The organism is Parabacteroides sp. AF19-14, assembly GCF_003635485.1.
GTDB lineage: Bacteria > Bacteroidota > Bacteroidia > Bacteroidales > Tannerellaceae > Parabacteroides > Parabacteroides distasonis.
Genome location: NZ_QTMJ01000004.1, coordinates 204518 through 221256 on the forward strand (window position 1 = coordinate 204518; position 16739 = coordinate 221256).

15 protein-coding genes are annotated in these 16739 nt (G+C 45.9%); all 15 read right to left on the bottom strand.

Features of this window, described 5'->3' with window-relative positions; translation table 11 throughout:
* Nucleotides 1–32: 32 nt before the first annotated feature.
* The gene (locus DWX33_RS05825; protein ID WP_048928231.1) at nt 33–2210 is read right to left on the bottom strand and encodes a family 20 glycosylhydrolase; all 2178 of its coding nucleotides are present in this window, start codon (nt 2208–2210) and stop codon (nt 33–35) included.
* A 127-nt stretch (nt 2211–2337) separates the two neighbouring features.
* Nucleotides 2338–2583: an RNA-binding protein gene (locus tag DWX33_RS05830; protein ID WP_005862983.1), complete on the bottom strand. Its 246-nt coding sequence runs from the start codon at nt 2581–2583 to the stop codon at nt 2338–2340.
* A 604-nt stretch (nt 2584–3187) separates the two neighbouring features.
* Complete coding sequence (gene rplT / locus DWX33_RS05840; RefSeq protein ID WP_005857682.1) at nt 3188–3532, bottom strand: 50S ribosomal protein L20; 345 nt, start codon at nt 3530–3532, stop codon at nt 3188–3190.
* A 106-nt stretch (nt 3533–3638) separates the two neighbouring features.
* Entirely contained in the window at nt 3639–3836 is a 198-nt protein-coding gene (gene rpmI / locus DWX33_RS05845; protein ID WP_005857684.1) for a 50S ribosomal protein L35, read from the bottom strand.
* Between the two features lie 55 nt (nt 3837–3891).
* Nucleotides 3892–4518 (bottom strand): translation initiation factor IF-3, encoded by a 627-nt coding sequence (gene infC / locus DWX33_RS05850; RefSeq protein ID WP_008779711.1) that lies wholly within the window; start codon nt 4516–4518, stop codon nt 3892–3894.
* A gap of 33 nt (nt 4519–4551) precedes the next feature.
* A complete protein-coding gene (gene thrS / locus DWX33_RS05855) occupies nt 4552–6507 on the bottom strand; it encodes a threonine--tRNA ligase (RefSeq protein ID WP_005857688.1) in 1956 nt (651 codons plus the stop codon).
* Nucleotides 6508–6597: 90 nt separating this feature from the next.
* A complete protein-coding gene (locus tag DWX33_RS05860) occupies nt 6598–8721 on the bottom strand; it encodes a tetratricopeptide repeat protein (protein WP_036650911.1) in 2124 nt (707 codons plus the stop codon).
* 41 nt (nt 8722–8762) lie between these two features.
* Nucleotides 8763–9095, bottom strand: coding sequence for an acetyl-CoA carboxylase biotin carboxyl carrier protein subunit (locus DWX33_RS05865; protein ID WP_005857691.1), 333 nt, complete (start codon nt 9093–9095; stop codon nt 8763–8765).
* A 12-nt stretch (nt 9096–9107) separates the two neighbouring features.
* Complete coding sequence (locus tag DWX33_RS05870; protein WP_005857693.1) at nt 9108–10655, bottom strand: acyl-CoA carboxylase subunit beta; 1548 nt, start codon at nt 10653–10655, stop codon at nt 9108–9110.
* A gap of 20 nt (nt 10656–10675) precedes the next feature.
* The gene (gene def, locus DWX33_RS05875) at nt 10676–11233 is read right to left on the bottom strand and encodes a peptide deformylase (protein ID WP_005857695.1); all 558 of its coding nucleotides are present in this window, start codon (nt 11231–11233) and stop codon (nt 10676–10678) included.
* Between the two features lie 3 nt (nt 11234–11236).
* Nucleotides 11237–11659, bottom strand: a complete 423-nt coding sequence (gene ruvX, locus DWX33_RS05880) for a Holliday junction resolvase RuvX (protein ID WP_008772415.1) — start codon at nt 11657–11659, stop codon at nt 11237–11239.
* 69 nt (nt 11660–11728) lie between these two features.
* Nucleotides 11729–13126, bottom strand: a complete 1398-nt coding sequence (locus tag DWX33_RS05885) for an undecaprenyl-phosphate glucose phosphotransferase (protein ID WP_005862993.1) — start codon at nt 13124–13126, stop codon at nt 11729–11731.
* A gap of 96 nt (nt 13127–13222) precedes the next feature.
* Nucleotides 13223–14368 carry an OmpA family protein gene (locus DWX33_RS05890; protein ID WP_005857701.1) on the bottom strand — a complete coding sequence of 382 codons (1146 nt, stop codon included), beginning with the start codon at nt 14366–14368 and terminating at the stop codon, nt 13223–13225.
* Between the two features lie 107 nt (nt 14369–14475).
* A complete protein-coding gene (gene gmd / locus DWX33_RS05895) occupies nt 14476–15627 on the bottom strand; it encodes a GDP-mannose 4,6-dehydratase (protein ID WP_005862995.1) in 1152 nt (383 codons plus the stop codon).
* A 25-nt stretch (nt 15628–15652) separates the two neighbouring features.
* Nucleotides 15653–16729, bottom strand: a complete 1077-nt coding sequence (locus DWX33_RS05900) for a GDP-L-fucose synthase (RefSeq protein ID WP_121962064.1) — start codon at nt 16727–16729, stop codon at nt 15653–15655.
* Between the last annotated feature and the right edge of the window lie 10 nt (nt 16730–16739).

A 16739-nucleotide genomic window follows, 5' to 3' on the forward strand; every position in this document is an offset into this window, starting at 1 on the left:
TGTATTTTAGTTGATAATTAATTGATTCATACTTACCAGATCACGATCTCATCCGTAAAGATGAAACCCTTATTTGCCTCTTTTGCCTTGATACGGATATAACGGGCTTTCCAATCGCCGTTAAACGTATATTCCTGAAAAGACAGGTCTTTATCCGTATTGGATATCGTAGTAGGGATAACTCCCTGCGAGATATAGCTCTCCCCGTCTTCCGATGTCAGCAACTCCACCTCTCCCGGTTGGTACACGCCCGGGCCGATCAATTGCATAAAGCGGGACGATACCTTATGGATATCCGTCACCTCGCCCATGTCCACCACGCAATCCAAGTCATTCAAATAACCCTGCCAACGACCGTCCAGATAAGTCAAGCCTCCCCTGTAGCCGTCCAGCAAGGCGTTCATGCCACCCGCCATATAACCGCTATACAGCTTACTATTATAATGTATAGGCTTATTGATACCCCGGTGATAATCCACCTTCTTCTCGGTAGGCGTTCCTTGAAGCTGCCCGTCACGGAAGATAGCGGCCTTGATATCAGCGGAGTCTTTCACCACGATCGGGCCGTTATAGACCCGGGAAGAGGCGGCGGGAATAGAGCCGTCTGTCGTGTAACGTATCTCCGCCGGATATTTCTCCGCATCCAACATGACCTTGATCTCTCGCCGCAAGGTATCTACCTCCATCGTGGTCTCGATCTCGTCCGAGAGCGTGAACGTATTGATACCCATCCGTTGCAGAACCGGGATATTCGCATTCATACGAGGCTTAAAATCCTCCCAACTACGATCCTCTTGCGGAGTCCATCCGATCTCGGCGACCGCCAAGGCACGAGGGAACATCATATACTCCAGATGCTTCTCATCCTTGATATACTCCGTCCATGTATTCGCCTGTACCCCTAGGATATGCTTACTTTCCTCGGCAGTCAACGAATCCACAGGCACTGGATTATAACTGTACGCCCGCTTGATCGGCGTATAACCGCCGATGGCATACGGCTGTGTCTTCGGATCGGCTTGATAGAAATCGAAATACATATAACCACCCGGTGTCATGACCACGTCGTGTCCCATGCGAGCGGACTTGATTCCCCCTTCCTCGCCCCGCCAAGACATGACGGTAGCCTCCGGAGCCAAACCCCCTTCCAGAATCTCATCCCAACCGATCAATTTGCGGCCTTTGGAAATCAGGAATTCCTCGGCACGATGAATCATATAGCTCTGCAACTCATCCACGTCCTTCATCCCATTCCGGCGCATCAAGCCTTGACATTTCGGGCAGGTCTTCCAAGCTCCCTTCCCGGCCTCGTCTCCCCCGATATGGATATATTCGGAAGGGAACAACTCGATCACCTCGGACAATACATCCTCCATGAACGTAAACGATTTCTCGTTGCCGATGCAGAAATCACCCGTCGTATAAGGTTTACCGGCACAACTCAACTCCGGGTACGCCACGAACACCTCGTCCGAATGCCCCGGGAATTCGATTTCCGGTATTATATTAATATGCCGAGCCGTAGCGTAATCCACGATCTCACGGATATCTTCTTTCGTAAAATAACCGCCATATGCCCCCGGAGTTCCTTCCGGCAGATACTTGCGATCCTTTCCATCCCACCATTTCTGCCAATCGGATTCCGTACGGAAAGCCACGTCCGTAGTCAGTTTCGGGTATTTATCCATCTGGATACGCCAACCACCGGCATCCGTCAAATGCATATGAAGCGTATTCAATTTATAATAAGACATGACGTTCAATAACTTCATCACCTCCTCTTTCGGGAAGAAATGACGGGAGACATCCAGATGCAAGCCACGATACGGGAAACGGGGATTATCTTGGATCGATACGCAAGGAATCCCTTTCGACGTATACAGCTGGCGCAACGTTTGTTCCCCGTAAAACAATCCGGATTTAGAGGCGGCTCTCAACTCGATCCCCTTCTTGGTCACGTTCAACGCATATCCCTCCGGATTTCCGCCATTGAAAGACTCATCGACCACGTAACGGATCGTACCCGATTGATCATTCCCGAATATGAGATTACTATCTACTTTGAAATAACCGCCAGTCACCTCGATATGGGCCGGCTTAGGGATTAAATTCACCTGCGGAACCTCCTTGGGAACACAGGAAAAAAGTAGCGAGGAGCAAGCGAGAGCAAGTCCGGTTACTTTCATGTAAGACCGTTTTGGCAACGTCATAATACTTATTTTTTAGTTGTGTTATTCTTGGTGCGTAAATATACAACAATAATAGACAATATCAAAAAAGCGGAAAGACTATCGTCTCCCCGCTTCAGAGTTATTTTAAGATGTATATCTTCTAAAATTAACGTCTAGGAATTGCTTCTTTTACAACCATCTGACGACCTTCGTACTCAGCTTGGTTTAATTCCTCGATAGCTTTTTGAGCCTCGTCTACGTTAGGCATTTCAGCGAAAGCAAAACCCTTAGAACGTCTAGTATCACGATCAACAATTAACTTTACTGAATCAACAACACCATACTCTTCTAATACTTGTTGCAAATCAGACTCTCTTACTCGATAACTCAAGTTTCCAATGTAAATATTCATACGAAAAAAATTAAAAATAAATTAATAATAAAACAAGTGATGTTAGTGAAGATCGATTTCTAGAAGAATATATTATCATTACTGAGAATAGAAACTCGAAGATAAAGAGCAAGACAAACTATCTTTTGTTTGTTGGTACAAAGGAAAGCATTCTTTTTGGATTACCAACTATAAAACCTAATTTATTTTCAAAATAATTCACTTTATCCTCAGAAGACTACTTATATGAGCTAACGAGACTACCTGCGTGAACCGCATAAAAAAGAAGAGAATCTAATTAAAGATCCTCTTCCCTATTTGAAAAAGCCGCACTGTAGATGTGAACAAACTCCGTATGACAGGATTTGAGTGCTTTGCCACCTTTGTAATCCGCCGTGCTAAGCATACCCCGAAGGGCGCGGCCCGCCATTGGCGACAAGAGCTATGTCTCGGAATTAAAATAAACTGATGAGTTTCCCAATCGAACAAGTGCGGCTTAACTCATTCCCTGTTTATCTTTTTCTTGTTACAAAGATATGTAATCGTATCGACATAACCAAACAAAAACAACAAAAAAAGAGCCTCCTTTTCGGGGAGGCTCTTTATTAACTATATAGCAAAAATCTTATTTTACTTTAGCTACGATAGCCTTGAATGCTTCCGGATGGTTAACGGCCAAGTCTGCCAAAACCTTACGGTTGATCTCGATACCGGCAGCGTGCAAAGCACCCATTAGGCGAGAGTAAGACAAACCTTCCATACGAGCGGCAGCGTTGATACGCTGAATCCACAAAGCACGGAAATTGCGTTTCTTGTTACGACGGTCGCGGAAAGCATAAGTCAAACCTTTTTCCCATGTATTCTTCGCTACGGTCCAAACGTTCTTACGTGCACCATAATAACCACGGGTTAGTTTTAAAATCCGTTTTCTTTTTGCTCTTGAAGCAACATGATTTACTGATCTAGGCATAATTCTAATCTGTTTTGAATGTTAGCGTCATCTCTTAGGATGAACTTGATTGCTAAATGCATTCGGTTAATAAAAATCGTTATAAAACTCGCTTAATGAATAAAGATTACTTCATGCAAAGCATCTGCTTTACGTTGCTTACGTCAACACTAGCTACCAAACCCGTGTGAGTAAGATTTCTCTTTTGCTTCTTAGTCTTCTTTGTTAAGATATGACTCTTAAAAGCGTGTTTTCTTTTGATCTTTCCTGATCCGGTAAGGGCGAACCTCTTTTTGGCACCGGAATTAGTCTTCATCTTAGGCATTTTCCAATTATATTTTAATTATTAAACTTAACCTCCCTTCTATCAGGGACGGATTTTATTCTTCTGTTTTCTTATCACCCTCGCTTTTAGGCTTAGGTGTCGTGATCACTTTCTTTACAACTTTCGGAGCTGCGGCCGCAGCCGGGGCTGAACCAGTGCCCGCTTTCTTCGGAGTAAGCATGATAATCATACGTTTTCCCTCCAATACCGGCAACTGCTCTACTTTTCCATAATCCTCCAAATCGTTGGCAAAACGAAGCAGCAGGACTTCTCCCTGTTCCTTGAAAAGGATAGAACGGCCTTTAAAGAACACGTAGGCTTTGACCTTCGAACCTTCCTCCAAAAATCCCTTAGCGTGCTTCAATTTAAAATTGTAATCATGATCATCAGTCTGAGGCCCGAAACGAATCTCCTTCACGACCACTTTCACAGATTTCGCTTTTTGCTCTTTCTGACGCTTTTTTTGCTGATAGAGGAATTTCTGGTAGTCGATTACTCTACAAACGGGGGGCGCAGCATTTGGTGAAATCTCGACTAGATCCATCCCCTGCTCTTCCGCTATTTTCAGCGCTTGAGCGATCGGATAAACACCCGTCTCAATATTGTCACCTACTAAACGAACTTCACGAACACGAATACGTTCGTTGATTCTATACTGTTCTTTCAGATTGTCATTCTTCATTCAAAAAGATTTATTCTCCTCGTTATTAGTTATTTAATCATTACTTTTTTGCCAGCGATTCATCATTTCCTCTACCTCGCCATTCAAAAGCGCTGCAAAGGTAGCAATTTTCATCGAACCTTTATCACCTTCGCCCTGTTTTCTTACAGAAACTTCACCATTTTCTGCTTCTTTTTCTCCAACGATGAGCATATAAGGGATTCTTTTCAATTCATTGTCACGAATTTTACGACCGATCTTCTCATTTCGGTCATCTACGATAGCACGAATTTCCTGATTACCCAACTCACGTGCGATTTGCCAAGCGTAATCATTAAACTTCTCGCTGATCGGCATGATACATACCTGCTCCGGAGTCAACCACAACGGGAACTTTCCGGCGGTGTGCTCGATCAATACGGCAACGAACCGTTCCATGGAACCGAACGGCGCACGGTGAATCATAACCGGACGGTGCTTCTGGTTGTCGGCACCCGTATATTCCAATTGGAAACGTTCCGGTAAGTTATAGTCTACCTGAATCGTACCTAACTGCCAACGGCGGCCGATAGCGTCTTTCACCATGAAGTCGAGTTTCGGACCGTAGAAAGCGGCCTCTCCATATTCGATCTTAGCTTTCAAGCCTTTTTCCTCACAAGCCTCTACAATCGCTTGCTCAGCCTTCTCCCAATTCTCGTCGCTACCGATATATTTCTCACGGTTCACCTTGTCACGCAAGGAGATCTGAGCCTCGAAGTTCTCGAAATTCATCGTCTTGAATACGATCGAGATGATGTCCATTACGTTCAAGAATTCCTGCTTTACCTGATCGGGGCGGCAGAAAATATGAGCATCATCCTGCGTAAAGCTACGTACACGGGTCAATCCGTGCAACTCTCCGCTCTGTTCATACCGGCAAACCGTACCGAACTCAGCGAGACGCAACGGCAGGTCCTTATACGAACGAGGAGAGTTTTTATAGATCATACAGTGATGAGGACAGTTCATCGGTTTCAAGAAGTATTCCTCACCCTCCTCAGGTGTATGGATCGGTTGGAAAGAATCCTTTCCGTATTTAGCGTAGTGGCCGGAGGTAATATACAATAATTTATTACCGATCGGCGGACACATTACCTCTTGATAATTATAACGAGCTTGGATACGACGCAAGAACTCTTGCAGACGCAAACGCAAGGCGGTACCTTTCGGCAACCACATCGGTAAGCCCTTACCTACCGTATCGGAGAACATGAACAAGTCCATCTCCTTACCGATCTTACGGTGGTCACGTTTCTTGGCCTCCTCCAACAATGTCAGATACTCATCCAACATCTTCTTTTTCGGGAAAGTGATACCATACAAACGAACCAATTGCTTGCGTTTCTCATCGCCACGCCAATAAGCGCCGGCTACGCTCAATATCTTGACAGCTTTCAGATAAGAGGTATTCGGTAAGTGCGGCCCTCTACACAAGTCCGTAAAAGAACCCTGCGTATAGGTAGTGATCGTACCGTCTTCCAACTCACTGATAAGCTCTGTTTTATACTCTTCACCTCTATCGCCGAACATCTTCATGGCATCCGCCTTGGTAATGTCCTGACGTTTGATCTCTTCTTTCTTGGCTACCAGCTCAAGCATCTTAGCCTCGATAGCAGCGAAATCACCCTCTTTGATCACGGCCTCACCCGGATCCACGTCATAATAGAAACCGTTCTCGATCGCCGGACCGATACCGAATTTAATACCCGGATATAATTCCTGCAAAGCCTCTGCCATAAGGTGAGCGCTGGAATGCCAGAACGCATGTTTACCTTCCTCGTCTTCCCACTTCAAAAGTTTCACCGTAGCGTCGTCGTTGATAGGACGGCTTAAGTCCCAAACCTCCCCATTCACGCTTGCGGCTAGGACTTCCTGTGCCAAACGAGAACTAATGCTTTCCGCTATCTGCATAGCAGTCGTTCCCTTTGCATATTCTCTTACGGAATTGTCCGGAAATGTAATCTTTATCATATTCTATTCTCTAAAATTCTTTATATTCAGCCCACAAAGTTAATATTTCTTTTCTATCAGCGAAACATTTAACTCGAATAATTTGCGTTATCACCGGCTTGTCATTCGCTTGATGATACTATAGGCGTTGTAGATACCCAATTCCCCTGCCTTGCTCAAGTCGGCGATGCCCCGGTTCACGTCACCTTGCGACAGACGGGCTAACCCACGATTGTAGTAAGCCTCGGCAAATTCAGGGTCCCGCTCGATCGCCTCGTTATAATCAACGATAGCGGCACGGAAATCACGCTGGGCGCAACGCAGATTCGCACGGTTAAAGTAAGCGTACACAAAACCCGGGTTCAGCTTGATCACCATATCGTAATCCCTCATGATCTGCTCATGCTCATAGGCTCGCTTATTATCCTTCAGCATAGCGCTCCGGAGGTCCACCGAGGTGTTGGCGTTTACCTGCGACTGTGCGGACTTACCAATATTCAAGTTCATTCCCGAGCCACTCAAGTCGTACGTATCCTTGCTAGCCTGCTGGGATTGGGTGTACATCAATTGCTTATAACGTTCCACGGCACGATTGAAATAAGCCATCGTGAACGACGGGTCTCGCTCGATCGCTTCCGAGAAATTCTTGATCGCCTCCGAGAAATCCTGCACCAACATGAAGTCCATCGCACGGCCAAAATAAGCGTTAGCGTTGTTCGGATCACGCTCGATCTCCGCCGAATACTCGTCGATGGAGGCGAAATGCACGGCGATTTGGTCCTCAGTCAAAGCGGCCTCCTCGTTCGTGATACGCAATTTACGCTTCAAGACCATCTGGCCATTGTAATCCTCCACCATCTTGTCGTAATAAACAAGTTTCTTTACGGGATCCGCCTTCTCGTAATAGGTCAAGACAAACTGGGGTTCCAGATCCACATGGACATTCCGGTCTTGTACACGCCCACGGACCTCACTTTGGTATTTACTTTTACGCTCCTGCTCCTTATCGTATACCACCAAGCGGTTGAACTTATTGATATTCTTATCGGATTGCTCACGAGTATTCTCCTCCGAATCGTCCGCCTTGGCATCTCCGTTCACCGCCGTATTGGAGCCAGAAGACGATGTCTTCGGGAGCTGTCCGTTCTTGGCCTGCTCCTCCATCTTTATGGCTGCCCAATAATCACGGTCTGCCCCCACGTTATCCCCCAGCTTACGCTTTGCTTCCGAACGGCTCACAAAGCCCGGCAGGAAAGTAGGATATTGCTTCAAGACCACGTCGTAATCCTGCACGGCCCCCCGGTAGTCGCCCGTCTCGAAACGGAGCAACGCACGGTTGTAATAAGCCATATAGTTATCTGGCTCTTGCTGGATAACGACATCAAAGTCCTCGATAGCCCGGTTATTATCCCCGACTTGGAACCGAAGCAAACCTCGGTTGAACCGTGCGATCAAGTTCCGGCTATCCATGCTGATCACCTGATCGTAATCGGCCATCGCACCTCTCAAGTCATTCATCTGATAACGAACTAGCCCCCGGTTAATATAATATCCGCTCTCACGGGTATCCAGACGTAGAGCCTCGTTCAAATCGGCCAAAGCGTCCTTGTAATCATCCATTTGATAATGAAGGATCGCACGATTGCCATACGCCGGCGCATAATAAGGATCCATCTCGATCGCCTTATTATAATCGGCCAAGGCTTTCAACGTATCCCCTTTCTCCAGATACATAGCGCCCCGTGTCATATAATTCATGGAATATTTCGGATGGGCGGTCATTAAATCATCGAATGTCTTCTCCGCCCCGTTGTAGTCTTTTTTCTGGATAAAAGCCACCGCCATATTCACCAGCATCTGCCGGTCCTCGGGTTTGAACTCAAGTCCTTTCTGGTAATCGTCGATCGCCTCGTCGTATTTCTCCTGACTTTGACGGGCGATGCCGCGAGCGTAATACGCTTGCGTTAAAAAAGGGTTCCGCTGAAGACATAAAGTACAGTCTTCCTCGGCCCCCTTAAAATCGTCCAGATTTATCTTCGCCACCGCACGATAAAAATAGGGTTCCGCCAACCAAGGTTTGGATTTGATAACCTGATTGAAGTACTGAATGGAAAGAACATAATCCTCAAAATAAAGGGCGTTCCTACCAATGGCCAATACACGGTCCGTATTAATCTGCGCAAAAAGCGAAATCGTAAATATCTGTAATATCAAAAAGAGTGTTGCCTTCTTCATCCTATTAAAAATGATTGAGAGGCAAAAATAAGTAAATTATCTTACTTAGACTCTATTTTTACCATTAAATGATTCTTCGTTATCTTATCACCTTCTTTTACATTGAGCTCGACAACGACTCCCGATATGGGAGCGACCACCCGGTTCTGCATTTTCATCGCCTCATGGATTAGCAGAAGTTGCCCGGCCTCCACAGCCTGTCCTTCCTCTACCATAATCTTGATAATCGTTCCGGGAAGATGAGAAACCACGTCACCAGCCGACGGCTTATGCCACATCGGTCGGCTCTTATACTTCGCTGTCAGCAACGTCTTATATTTACGTGCCGTCACCACAAAGTCTACATATTCTTCTTGCTGGTGTTTCTTTTCCATACTCTCATCAATTTAGAACGGAGGCAAACCATGCTTCTTGGCCGGTCTGTATTCCTCTTTTAGAATGGAAAGCTTCAGTGCGTGTAGCAATAATGAACGGGTTTCTTTCGGTTCGATCACAGAGTCGATAAATCCCTTGGAAGCCGCCACGTACGGGTTCGCGAATTTCTCGATATATTCTTTCACCTTCTCCTGACGCATAGCGTTCTGATCTTCCGCCTCCATGATCTCCTTGCGGAATATGATGTTAGCTGCGCCTTCCGGACCCATAACAGCGATCTCCGCGCTCGGCCAAGCGAACATGAAGTCAGCGCCCAAGTGACGGGAGTTCATAGCTATATAACCTCCACCGTACGCCTTGCGCAAGATAACCGTGATCTTAGGAACAGTAGCTTCCGAATACGCATACAGAACCTTAGCCCCATGACGAATCACACCCGCATGCTCTTGATCTACGCCCGGCAGATAACCCGGCATATCCTCCAACGTGATGATAGGAATATTGAATGAGTCGCAGAAACGGATGAAACGAGCGGCCTTGTCAGCGCTATCACAATCAAGCACGCCGGCCAAAACCATCGGTTGATTGGCAACGAAACCTACCGTTTCTCCTGCCATACGACCAAAACCGATCACAATATTAGCGGCCCACAACTCTTGAATCTCCAAGAAGTCCGAGTCATCGACGATACATCTGATAACGTCTCGCACATCATACGGTTGTTTCGGGTCCGCCGGAACTACTTGCTCGATATTCAGCATAGCAGACGGCTCTTTCGGCTCAACCACTTTCGCACGCTCCTGATTATTCCAAGGGATGAAGCTAACCAAACGTTTCACCTGATCGAAACATTCTTGCTCGCTCAAGGCATAGAAATGAGCGTTACCTGTAGTCTCCGCATGAACACGTGCGCCACCAAGGTCTTCCATAGAGATATCCTCACCCAGCACGGTCTTGATAACGTTCGGTCCCGTGATAAACATCTTAGAGATGTTCTCAACCACAAACACGAAGTCCGTCAACGCCGGAGAATAAACGGCACCACCGGCACAAGGACCGAGGATCAAGGAAATCTGAGGGATCACGCCCGAGGCGATCGTATTGCGATAGAATATTTCACCATAACCAGCCAAAGCACCAACACCTTCTTGGATACGCGCGCCACCCGAGTCATTGATTCCGATGATCGGACATTTCATCTTCAACGCATGATCCATGATCTTGGTGATCTTACGAGCATGCTGCAAACCTAACGAACCACCGGCAACCGTAAAGTCCTGCGCATAGATGCAAACCGGGGCACCAAAGATCGTACCCGTACCGGTAACCACACCATCACCCGGCAGAACCTTCTTCTCCATACCGAAATCACGGCCATCGTGTTTCACGAACATGTCATACTCATGGAAAGAGTTCTTATCCAACAAAGCCAAGATACGCTCCCGGGCAGTAAGCTTACCCATCGCCACCTGCTTTTCGATAGCAGCCTCACCACCGCCCATCTCGATAACGGCTTTCTTTTCCCTGAGGGCCTCAATGTTTTTACTTAAATCTGTCATATTGATTATTTATAGATTTATTATTTACCAACGGCTTTTGCCCGGTAAGAGCAACGAACCGTCCCTTTAATAATACTATTTAATTTGCCTTTGTTCAATTGACGGCGAATAGCGGAGACATTGTCGATAAAGACATGCCCCGTCAGATGCTCGCACTCATGCTGCACAATACGGGCGGCGAAACCTTCCACCACTTCCTCGTGCTCCTCCCAATTCTCATCCCAATATCTCACACGAACCGTTTTCGAGCGAGACACTTTCTCGTGTATACCCGGCAGGCTCAAGCAGCCTTCCTCCATAGCTATTTCCTCCTCGCTACGTTCCAAGAACTCGGGATTAATCAACGCACGCTTGAAACCCTTGCATTCAGGGAAGTCATCTCCCATCACATCACCGTCTATAACCACCAAACGGATAGACAAGCCCACCTGAGGAGCGGCAAGTCCTACCCCATCGGCATTATACATCGTTTCAAACATATTGGCAACCAACTGTTTCAAGTCGGGATAATCTTTAGGTACATCCTCAGCCTCTTTTCTTAGTACGGGCTGACCATATAAAAATACGGGTAAAATCATAAGTTATAACTGATATTTTTTACTTTCTAAATAAGCTTGCAAAATAATAACGGCGCTAATCTCATCGACCAATCCTTTATCTTGCCGTTTCTTTTTCTTTAAACCGCCTTCCAACATGGCCTTATGAGCTAAGACCGACGTGAACCGCTCGTCGTAATAAGTTACCGGGATACTTGGTATCGTCCTTTTCAGATGGGTCACGAACGCCTCCACATACTTCATGTTCTCAGAAGGCTCATTGTTCATTTGCTTCGGAAGCCCGACCACAAATAAATCCACCGGTTCCCGCGATATGTAATCCGACAGGTATTTCACAACCTCTCCACTTGGGACTGTCGCCACGCCGTTAGCGATCATTTGTAAAATATCCGTAGCGGCTATCCCCGTACGTTTCCGGCCGTAATCTATTGCAATTATTCTTCCCATCGAGCGCGAATATAGCATAAATATAAATACAGATTACACAAATCCGCAAAAAGTGTGCAACAAATCGGATTAATACGCATTCTTCTCTCCCTTGAACATATTCAGTACCGTAACCACAATAATCTTTAAATCAAGGAAAAACGTCCAATTCTCTATATACCACACATCTCTCTTCACACGTCCTTCCATCTGCTCCAGCGTCTTGGTCTCACCCCGGTAACCGGTGACTTGCGCCCACCCCGTTACTCCCGGTTTCACCAAATGCCGCACCATATACTTATCGATCAACGCCGAGTACTGCTCGGTATGCTTCAACATATGCGGACGAGGGCCTACCACGGACATATCGCCCAGCAAGACGTTCACGAACTGAGGGAACTCATCCAGATTCGTCCGGCGCAAGAAATCGCCGATCCGGGTCTTCCGAGGATCGTTCTTAACGGCCTGCAAGGTATCAGCCTGCGCATTCACCTTCATCGTACGAAATTTGAAACATTCGAAGTCATGCCCATACAATCCCGTACGTTTCTGCTTAAACAAGATCGGGCCGGGTGAGCTTAACTTGATCATTATACCGACCACGATGTACAGGATCGGATAAATCGTGAGCAAAATCACCAAAGAGAAAAATATATCGAACGTCCGTTTCAAGAACCGGTTATAGGCGGATTGCAAAGGCTCCCGGCGGACCGTCAGCAATGGGATCGATTCCATCACCTCCATCACCATACTCTTCTTTACATCCCGGTAAAACTCGGGCACGATATAGAAACGCACCATCTTCTTCTCGGCGAAATTCAGAAGCCGTACGATCTTTCCGTTGTTCGTACCCGGCAAGGTACAATAAATCTCATCGATATCATGCTCCAGCACATACGCTTCCACCTCACTCGTCTTACCCAAATAATTAGGTAAAACGTCTTTCAACGAGTCATTGTCATCAAAGAACCCCTTTACACTAAACCCATAGCTCAAATCATCTTTCATAACTTGGTAAAGCTCCATACCATTCTTTCCCGCACCCACAATCACCACCTTCTTAAAGTTATAGCCTTTTCGCCTATAAAACTTTAAGGATAAGCGCACAAAAACCCGCCAAAGCGAAAACAAGATGATAGAAACCCCGTAATAGACCAAGAGGAAGGTAGCCAGAATATCCCCTACATTCAAGAAGATCAAGCAAGTAGCGAATAAAAAGATAAGTACGGTAACCAATCCGAACGCCCGTTGCACAATCTTGTCGATAAACACGACCGCCTGATGCAATTGAATCGGGATAAAATATAAAGAGAAGAAATAACAGAAATTCAATAACAAAATAACCTCTCTCAAATTATAGGATATCGCTTCCGTGTATTTCGGGCCAAGCAGATGAAAAACGGCCATAAACAAGAGATTCAATACGATCAAATCTCCTACACCAATCAGCCATTGGATTAAATAACCATGTTTTTTGTTCAATATCATAGCAATTCGATAAATTCTCACAAAAGTAAGTATTTTTCGGCGCAAAAAAAAGGCCGCACTTAGAAGTACGGCCTTTTTAAAGTATTAATTCGTAAATTAATTATTAGCGCTCATAATTACTACACGGTTCCAGCTATTTTCGCCATAAGGTTGTTCGTCCGAACCTCTCCACTCGATAGTGATCTGGCTAGAAGAGATACCGTATTTATCGATAAGTTCCTTAGCGACCGCTCTAGCACGTTTCTCAGAAAGACCCATGTTATAATCAGAAGTACCCGTCTTCTTGTCAGCGTAACCAACTACCTTGATCGGAGCGTTGTTGTTCTTCATGAACTCAGCTGTGTTATAGATATTGATCTGCTGGTTCTTGTCGATCTTAGCGCTGTTGATGCGGAAATAAACCACATTGTCAACGTAGTTATTTACAACTTCAGTAACTGTCTCTTGGCACTCAGGGCAAGAAACCGGACGTTTGCTCAACTCATCGTTAGCAGCACGCAAAGAGTTGATCTGGCCGTTCAAGTCGTTCAACAAAGCGTAATCCATCGGCTCCAATACCTCGAAGTCTGTCTTACCCAATTTGAATGTCAAACCAGCGCTCAACTGAACGATACCATCTGTCAGGTGATTCATCTCGACACGGTTAAACTGCTCGTTCAACAAAGAACCTTGGATCTCAACATTCAAATCAACACGTTTGCTCAAACGGAAAGCGGTTAAGATACCAGCGTTCAACGTAGGAGACTCCGTTCTTGGACGATCATAAGACTCTGTAGTCTTGAAACGCTGCGCATAACCAAAACCGACCCAAGGAATCAAGCGGAACACTTTAGATTCTCTGTAAGGAGCCCAGAAGTTAGTAACATCCCACAACAAATCTACGTGAGCGGCTACATATTTATTATGTTGCATAAACTGTGCGCCATCACCTTCAAAACCGTGGATAATACCACCATTTAACTGGGTACGGAATCCTAAATACGGATTAAACCACTTACCAAAAGATACTTGTGGAGCGAAGTTTAAACGATTCTTGAAATCAGCCTCTCCATTTTGGTCTCCTAACAATACGCTGGCTCCACCCGCAATTGAAATAAACCAATTGTCGCGAGCTTTATTCTTCTTGAAATTAGTCTTATAACCAGCCTCATTGCTGAACCCCACCTGCGGTTGATATTCCTGTGCTGCCACAGAGAATACAAAACCTGATAACAAAGCTAAAAGTAAAACCTTAGTCTTCATATTTTCAACATTTTAATTAAACAATCAATTACCTAATATCTTAAAATTGACACAAAATTAACTCTTTTTGTAATTACAACAAATAAAATCTTCAAATTGTTTCGAACTCACTCGAAATAGTTCAAAATTTTATATCCCCCCTCTTTCAGATAAGACTCCTTCTTCATTAGTTTTATATCGTTCTTCATCATATCCTCAATTAAAGCCGCTAATGAATACTCCGGTTCCCACCCTAAACGAGTACGTGCCTTCGTAGCGTCACCGATCAGCAACTCTACTTCCGTAGGGCGGAAATACTGCGGATCTACTCCTACAACTTCCTCACCCACACGTTTCTTAAAGTTTTCCAGATAGGCATCACCAACCTTCTTGACGAACAACCCCTCGTCTATCGACTCTAAGATAGCAACCTCGTCTATCCCTTCTCCTTTAAAGCGGATTCCCACGCCAATTTCCTCAAAAGCCATACGGATAAAGTCCCGAATCGTTGTAGTAATCCCGGTAGCTATGACATAATCCGAGGGTTCATCTTGTTGCAAAATAGCGTACATGGCACGCACGTAATCTTTTGCGTGTCCCCAATCCCGTTTGGAGGAAAGATTACCCATATAAACCTTTTTTTGCATACCCAAAACGATACGTGAAACCGCCCGGGTTACCTTACGGGTCACGAATGTTTCTCCCCTTAATGGAGACTCGTGATTAAACAAGATGCCATTGGAAGCGTGCATATGATAGGCTTCCCTGTAATTCACCGTAATCCAGTAACCGTATAGTTTCGCTACGGCATAAGGGCTTCTCGGATAGAAAGGAGTAGTCTCCCTCTGCGGCACCTCTTGCACCAAGCCATACAACTCAGATGTAGATGCCTGATAAATACGTGTCTTCGGGATCAAGTTCAGCAAGCGGACCGCCTCTAGGATACGCAATACGCCCAAACCATCCGCATTCGCCGTATATTCGGGAGTGTCGAAACTTACTTTTACATGGCTCATGGCGGCCAGATTATAGATCTCATCCGGTTGAACCTCGCCAATGATACGTGTAAGATTCAAACTATCCGTTAAATCGCCATAATGCAGAATCAAATTACGGTTTTCCACATGCGGGTCTTGATACAAATGATCGATACGATCCGTATTGAACATGGAAGAACGACGCTTGATACCATGTACCGTATATCCTTTCTTGATCAAGAACTCAGTAAGATAAGCCCCATCCTGTCCCGTAATACCCGTTATTAACGCTACTTTGCCCATTTCTCTAATTTTCAATTTTCAATTCTCATTTTTCAATTTCCAAGTACCATTCATAGAGTCGCTTCACGCCCTCCTCGATCTCGATCGTATGGCGCCAACCCAAGGCATGCAACTTGCTTACATCCGTCAGCTTACGAAGTGTACCGTCCGGCTTGGACGAGTTAAACCTCAACTCGCCCTCGAACCCGATCTCTCGCCGGATCAGTTCGGCGACCTCACGGATCGAAAGCTCGATACCCGTACCTATATTAATATGTGTATTCCGGACCTCGCCCTCCTTCTGGCGGACATCCTCGAAATCCACGTGTTCCATGATATAAACAGAAGCGTCGGCCATCTCCTCGCTCCATAAAAACTCACGAAGCGGCTTGCCGGTTCCCCACAGCTCCACCTCGCCCGGACGGATACCCTGTTTATCCAATACGGAGAGTATCTCCGGCTCGGAGGCCTTCCCAGACACGCCCTCTACCGGACGAATGTCCATATCCTTACGCAAGGCCTCCCAATCTCCCGCATGCAGGCATTTCGCCAAATGGATCTTACGGATCATGGCAGGCAACACATGCGAGGTCTCCAGATTGAAATTATCATTCGGCCCGTAGAGGTTAGTAGGCATCACGGCGATATAGTTCGTACCGTATTGCAGGTTGTAACTCTCGCACATCTTGATACCCGCTATCTTGGCGATCGCATAAGGTTCGTTGGAATATTCCAAGGGAGATGTCAGCAAGCAATCCTCCGGCATCGGCTGCGGAGCCCCACGAGGATAGATGCAGGTGCTTCCCAAGAATAATAATTTCTTTACATTGTTTTTCCAAGAGGCATGAATGACATTATTCTGGATCATCAAATTATTGTAGATAAAATCGGCACGGTACAGACTGTTCGCCATGATACCGCCGACGTGCGCCGCCGACAAGAACACATAGTCCGGCCGCTCGGCTGCAAAGAACTCGTTCACAGCGGCTTGATCCGTCAGATCCAGTTCCGCATGCGTACGAAGCAGGAAGTTCGTATACCCTTTGCTACGCAAATTATTCAGGATGGCGGAGCCTACCAAGCCCCGGTGACCGGCAACAAATATTTTACTGTCTTTTTCCATCGATATCTCG

Excerpts from the sequence above, each read along its gene's own strand:
- DWX33_RS05825 (WP_048928231.1), bottom strand. The coding sequence starts at position 2,210 with ATGACGTTGCCAAAACGGTCTTACATGAAAGTAACCGGACTTGCTCTC.
- DWX33_RS05830 (WP_005862983.1), bottom strand. The coding sequence starts at position 2,583 with ATGAATATTTACATTGGAAACTTGAGTTATCGAGTAAGAGAGTCTGAT.
- rplT (WP_005857682.1), bottom strand. The coding sequence starts at position 3,532 with ATGCCTAGATCAGTAAATCATGTTGCTTCAAGAGCAAAAAGAAAACGG.
- rpmI (WP_005857684.1), bottom strand. The coding sequence starts at position 3,836 with ATGCCTAAGATGAAGACTAATTCCGGTGCCAAAAAGAGGTTCGCCCTT.
- infC (WP_008779711.1), bottom strand. The coding sequence starts at position 4,518 with ATGAAGAATGACAATCTGAAAGAACAGTATAGAATCAACGAACGTATT.
- thrS (WP_005857688.1), bottom strand. The coding sequence starts at position 6,507 with ATGATAAAGATTACATTTCCGGACAATTCCGTAAGAGAATATGCAAAG.
- DWX33_RS05860 (WP_036650911.1), bottom strand. The coding sequence starts at position 8,721 with ATGAAGAAGGCAACACTCTTTTTGATATTACAGATATTTACGATTTCG.
- DWX33_RS05865 (WP_005857691.1), bottom strand. The coding sequence starts at position 9,095 with ATGGAAAAGAAACACCAGCAAGAAGAATATGTAGACTTTGTGGTGACG.
- DWX33_RS05870 (WP_005857693.1), bottom strand. The coding sequence starts at position 10,655 with ATGACAGATTTAAGTAAAAACATTGAGGCCCTCAGGGAAAAGAAAGCC.
- def (WP_005857695.1), bottom strand. The coding sequence starts at position 11,233 with ATGATTTTACCCGTATTTTTATATGGTCAGCCCGTACTAAGAAAAGAG.
- ruvX (WP_008772415.1), bottom strand. The coding sequence starts at position 11,659 with ATGGGAAGAATAATTGCAATAGATTACGGCCGGAAACGTACGGGGATA.
- DWX33_RS05885 (WP_005862993.1), bottom strand. The coding sequence starts at position 13,126 with ATGATATTGAACAAAAAACATGGTTATTTAATCCAATGGCTGATTGGT.
- DWX33_RS05890 (WP_005857701.1), bottom strand. The coding sequence starts at position 14,368 with ATGAAGACTAAGGTTTTACTTTTAGCTTTGTTATCAGGTTTTGTATTC.
- gmd (WP_005862995.1), bottom strand. The coding sequence starts at position 15,627 with ATGGGCAAAGTAGCGTTAATAACGGGTATTACGGGACAGGATGGGGCT.
- DWX33_RS05900 (WP_121962064.1), bottom strand. The coding sequence starts at position 16,729 with ATGGAAAAAGACAGTAAAATATTTGTTGCCGGTCACCGGGGCTTGGTA.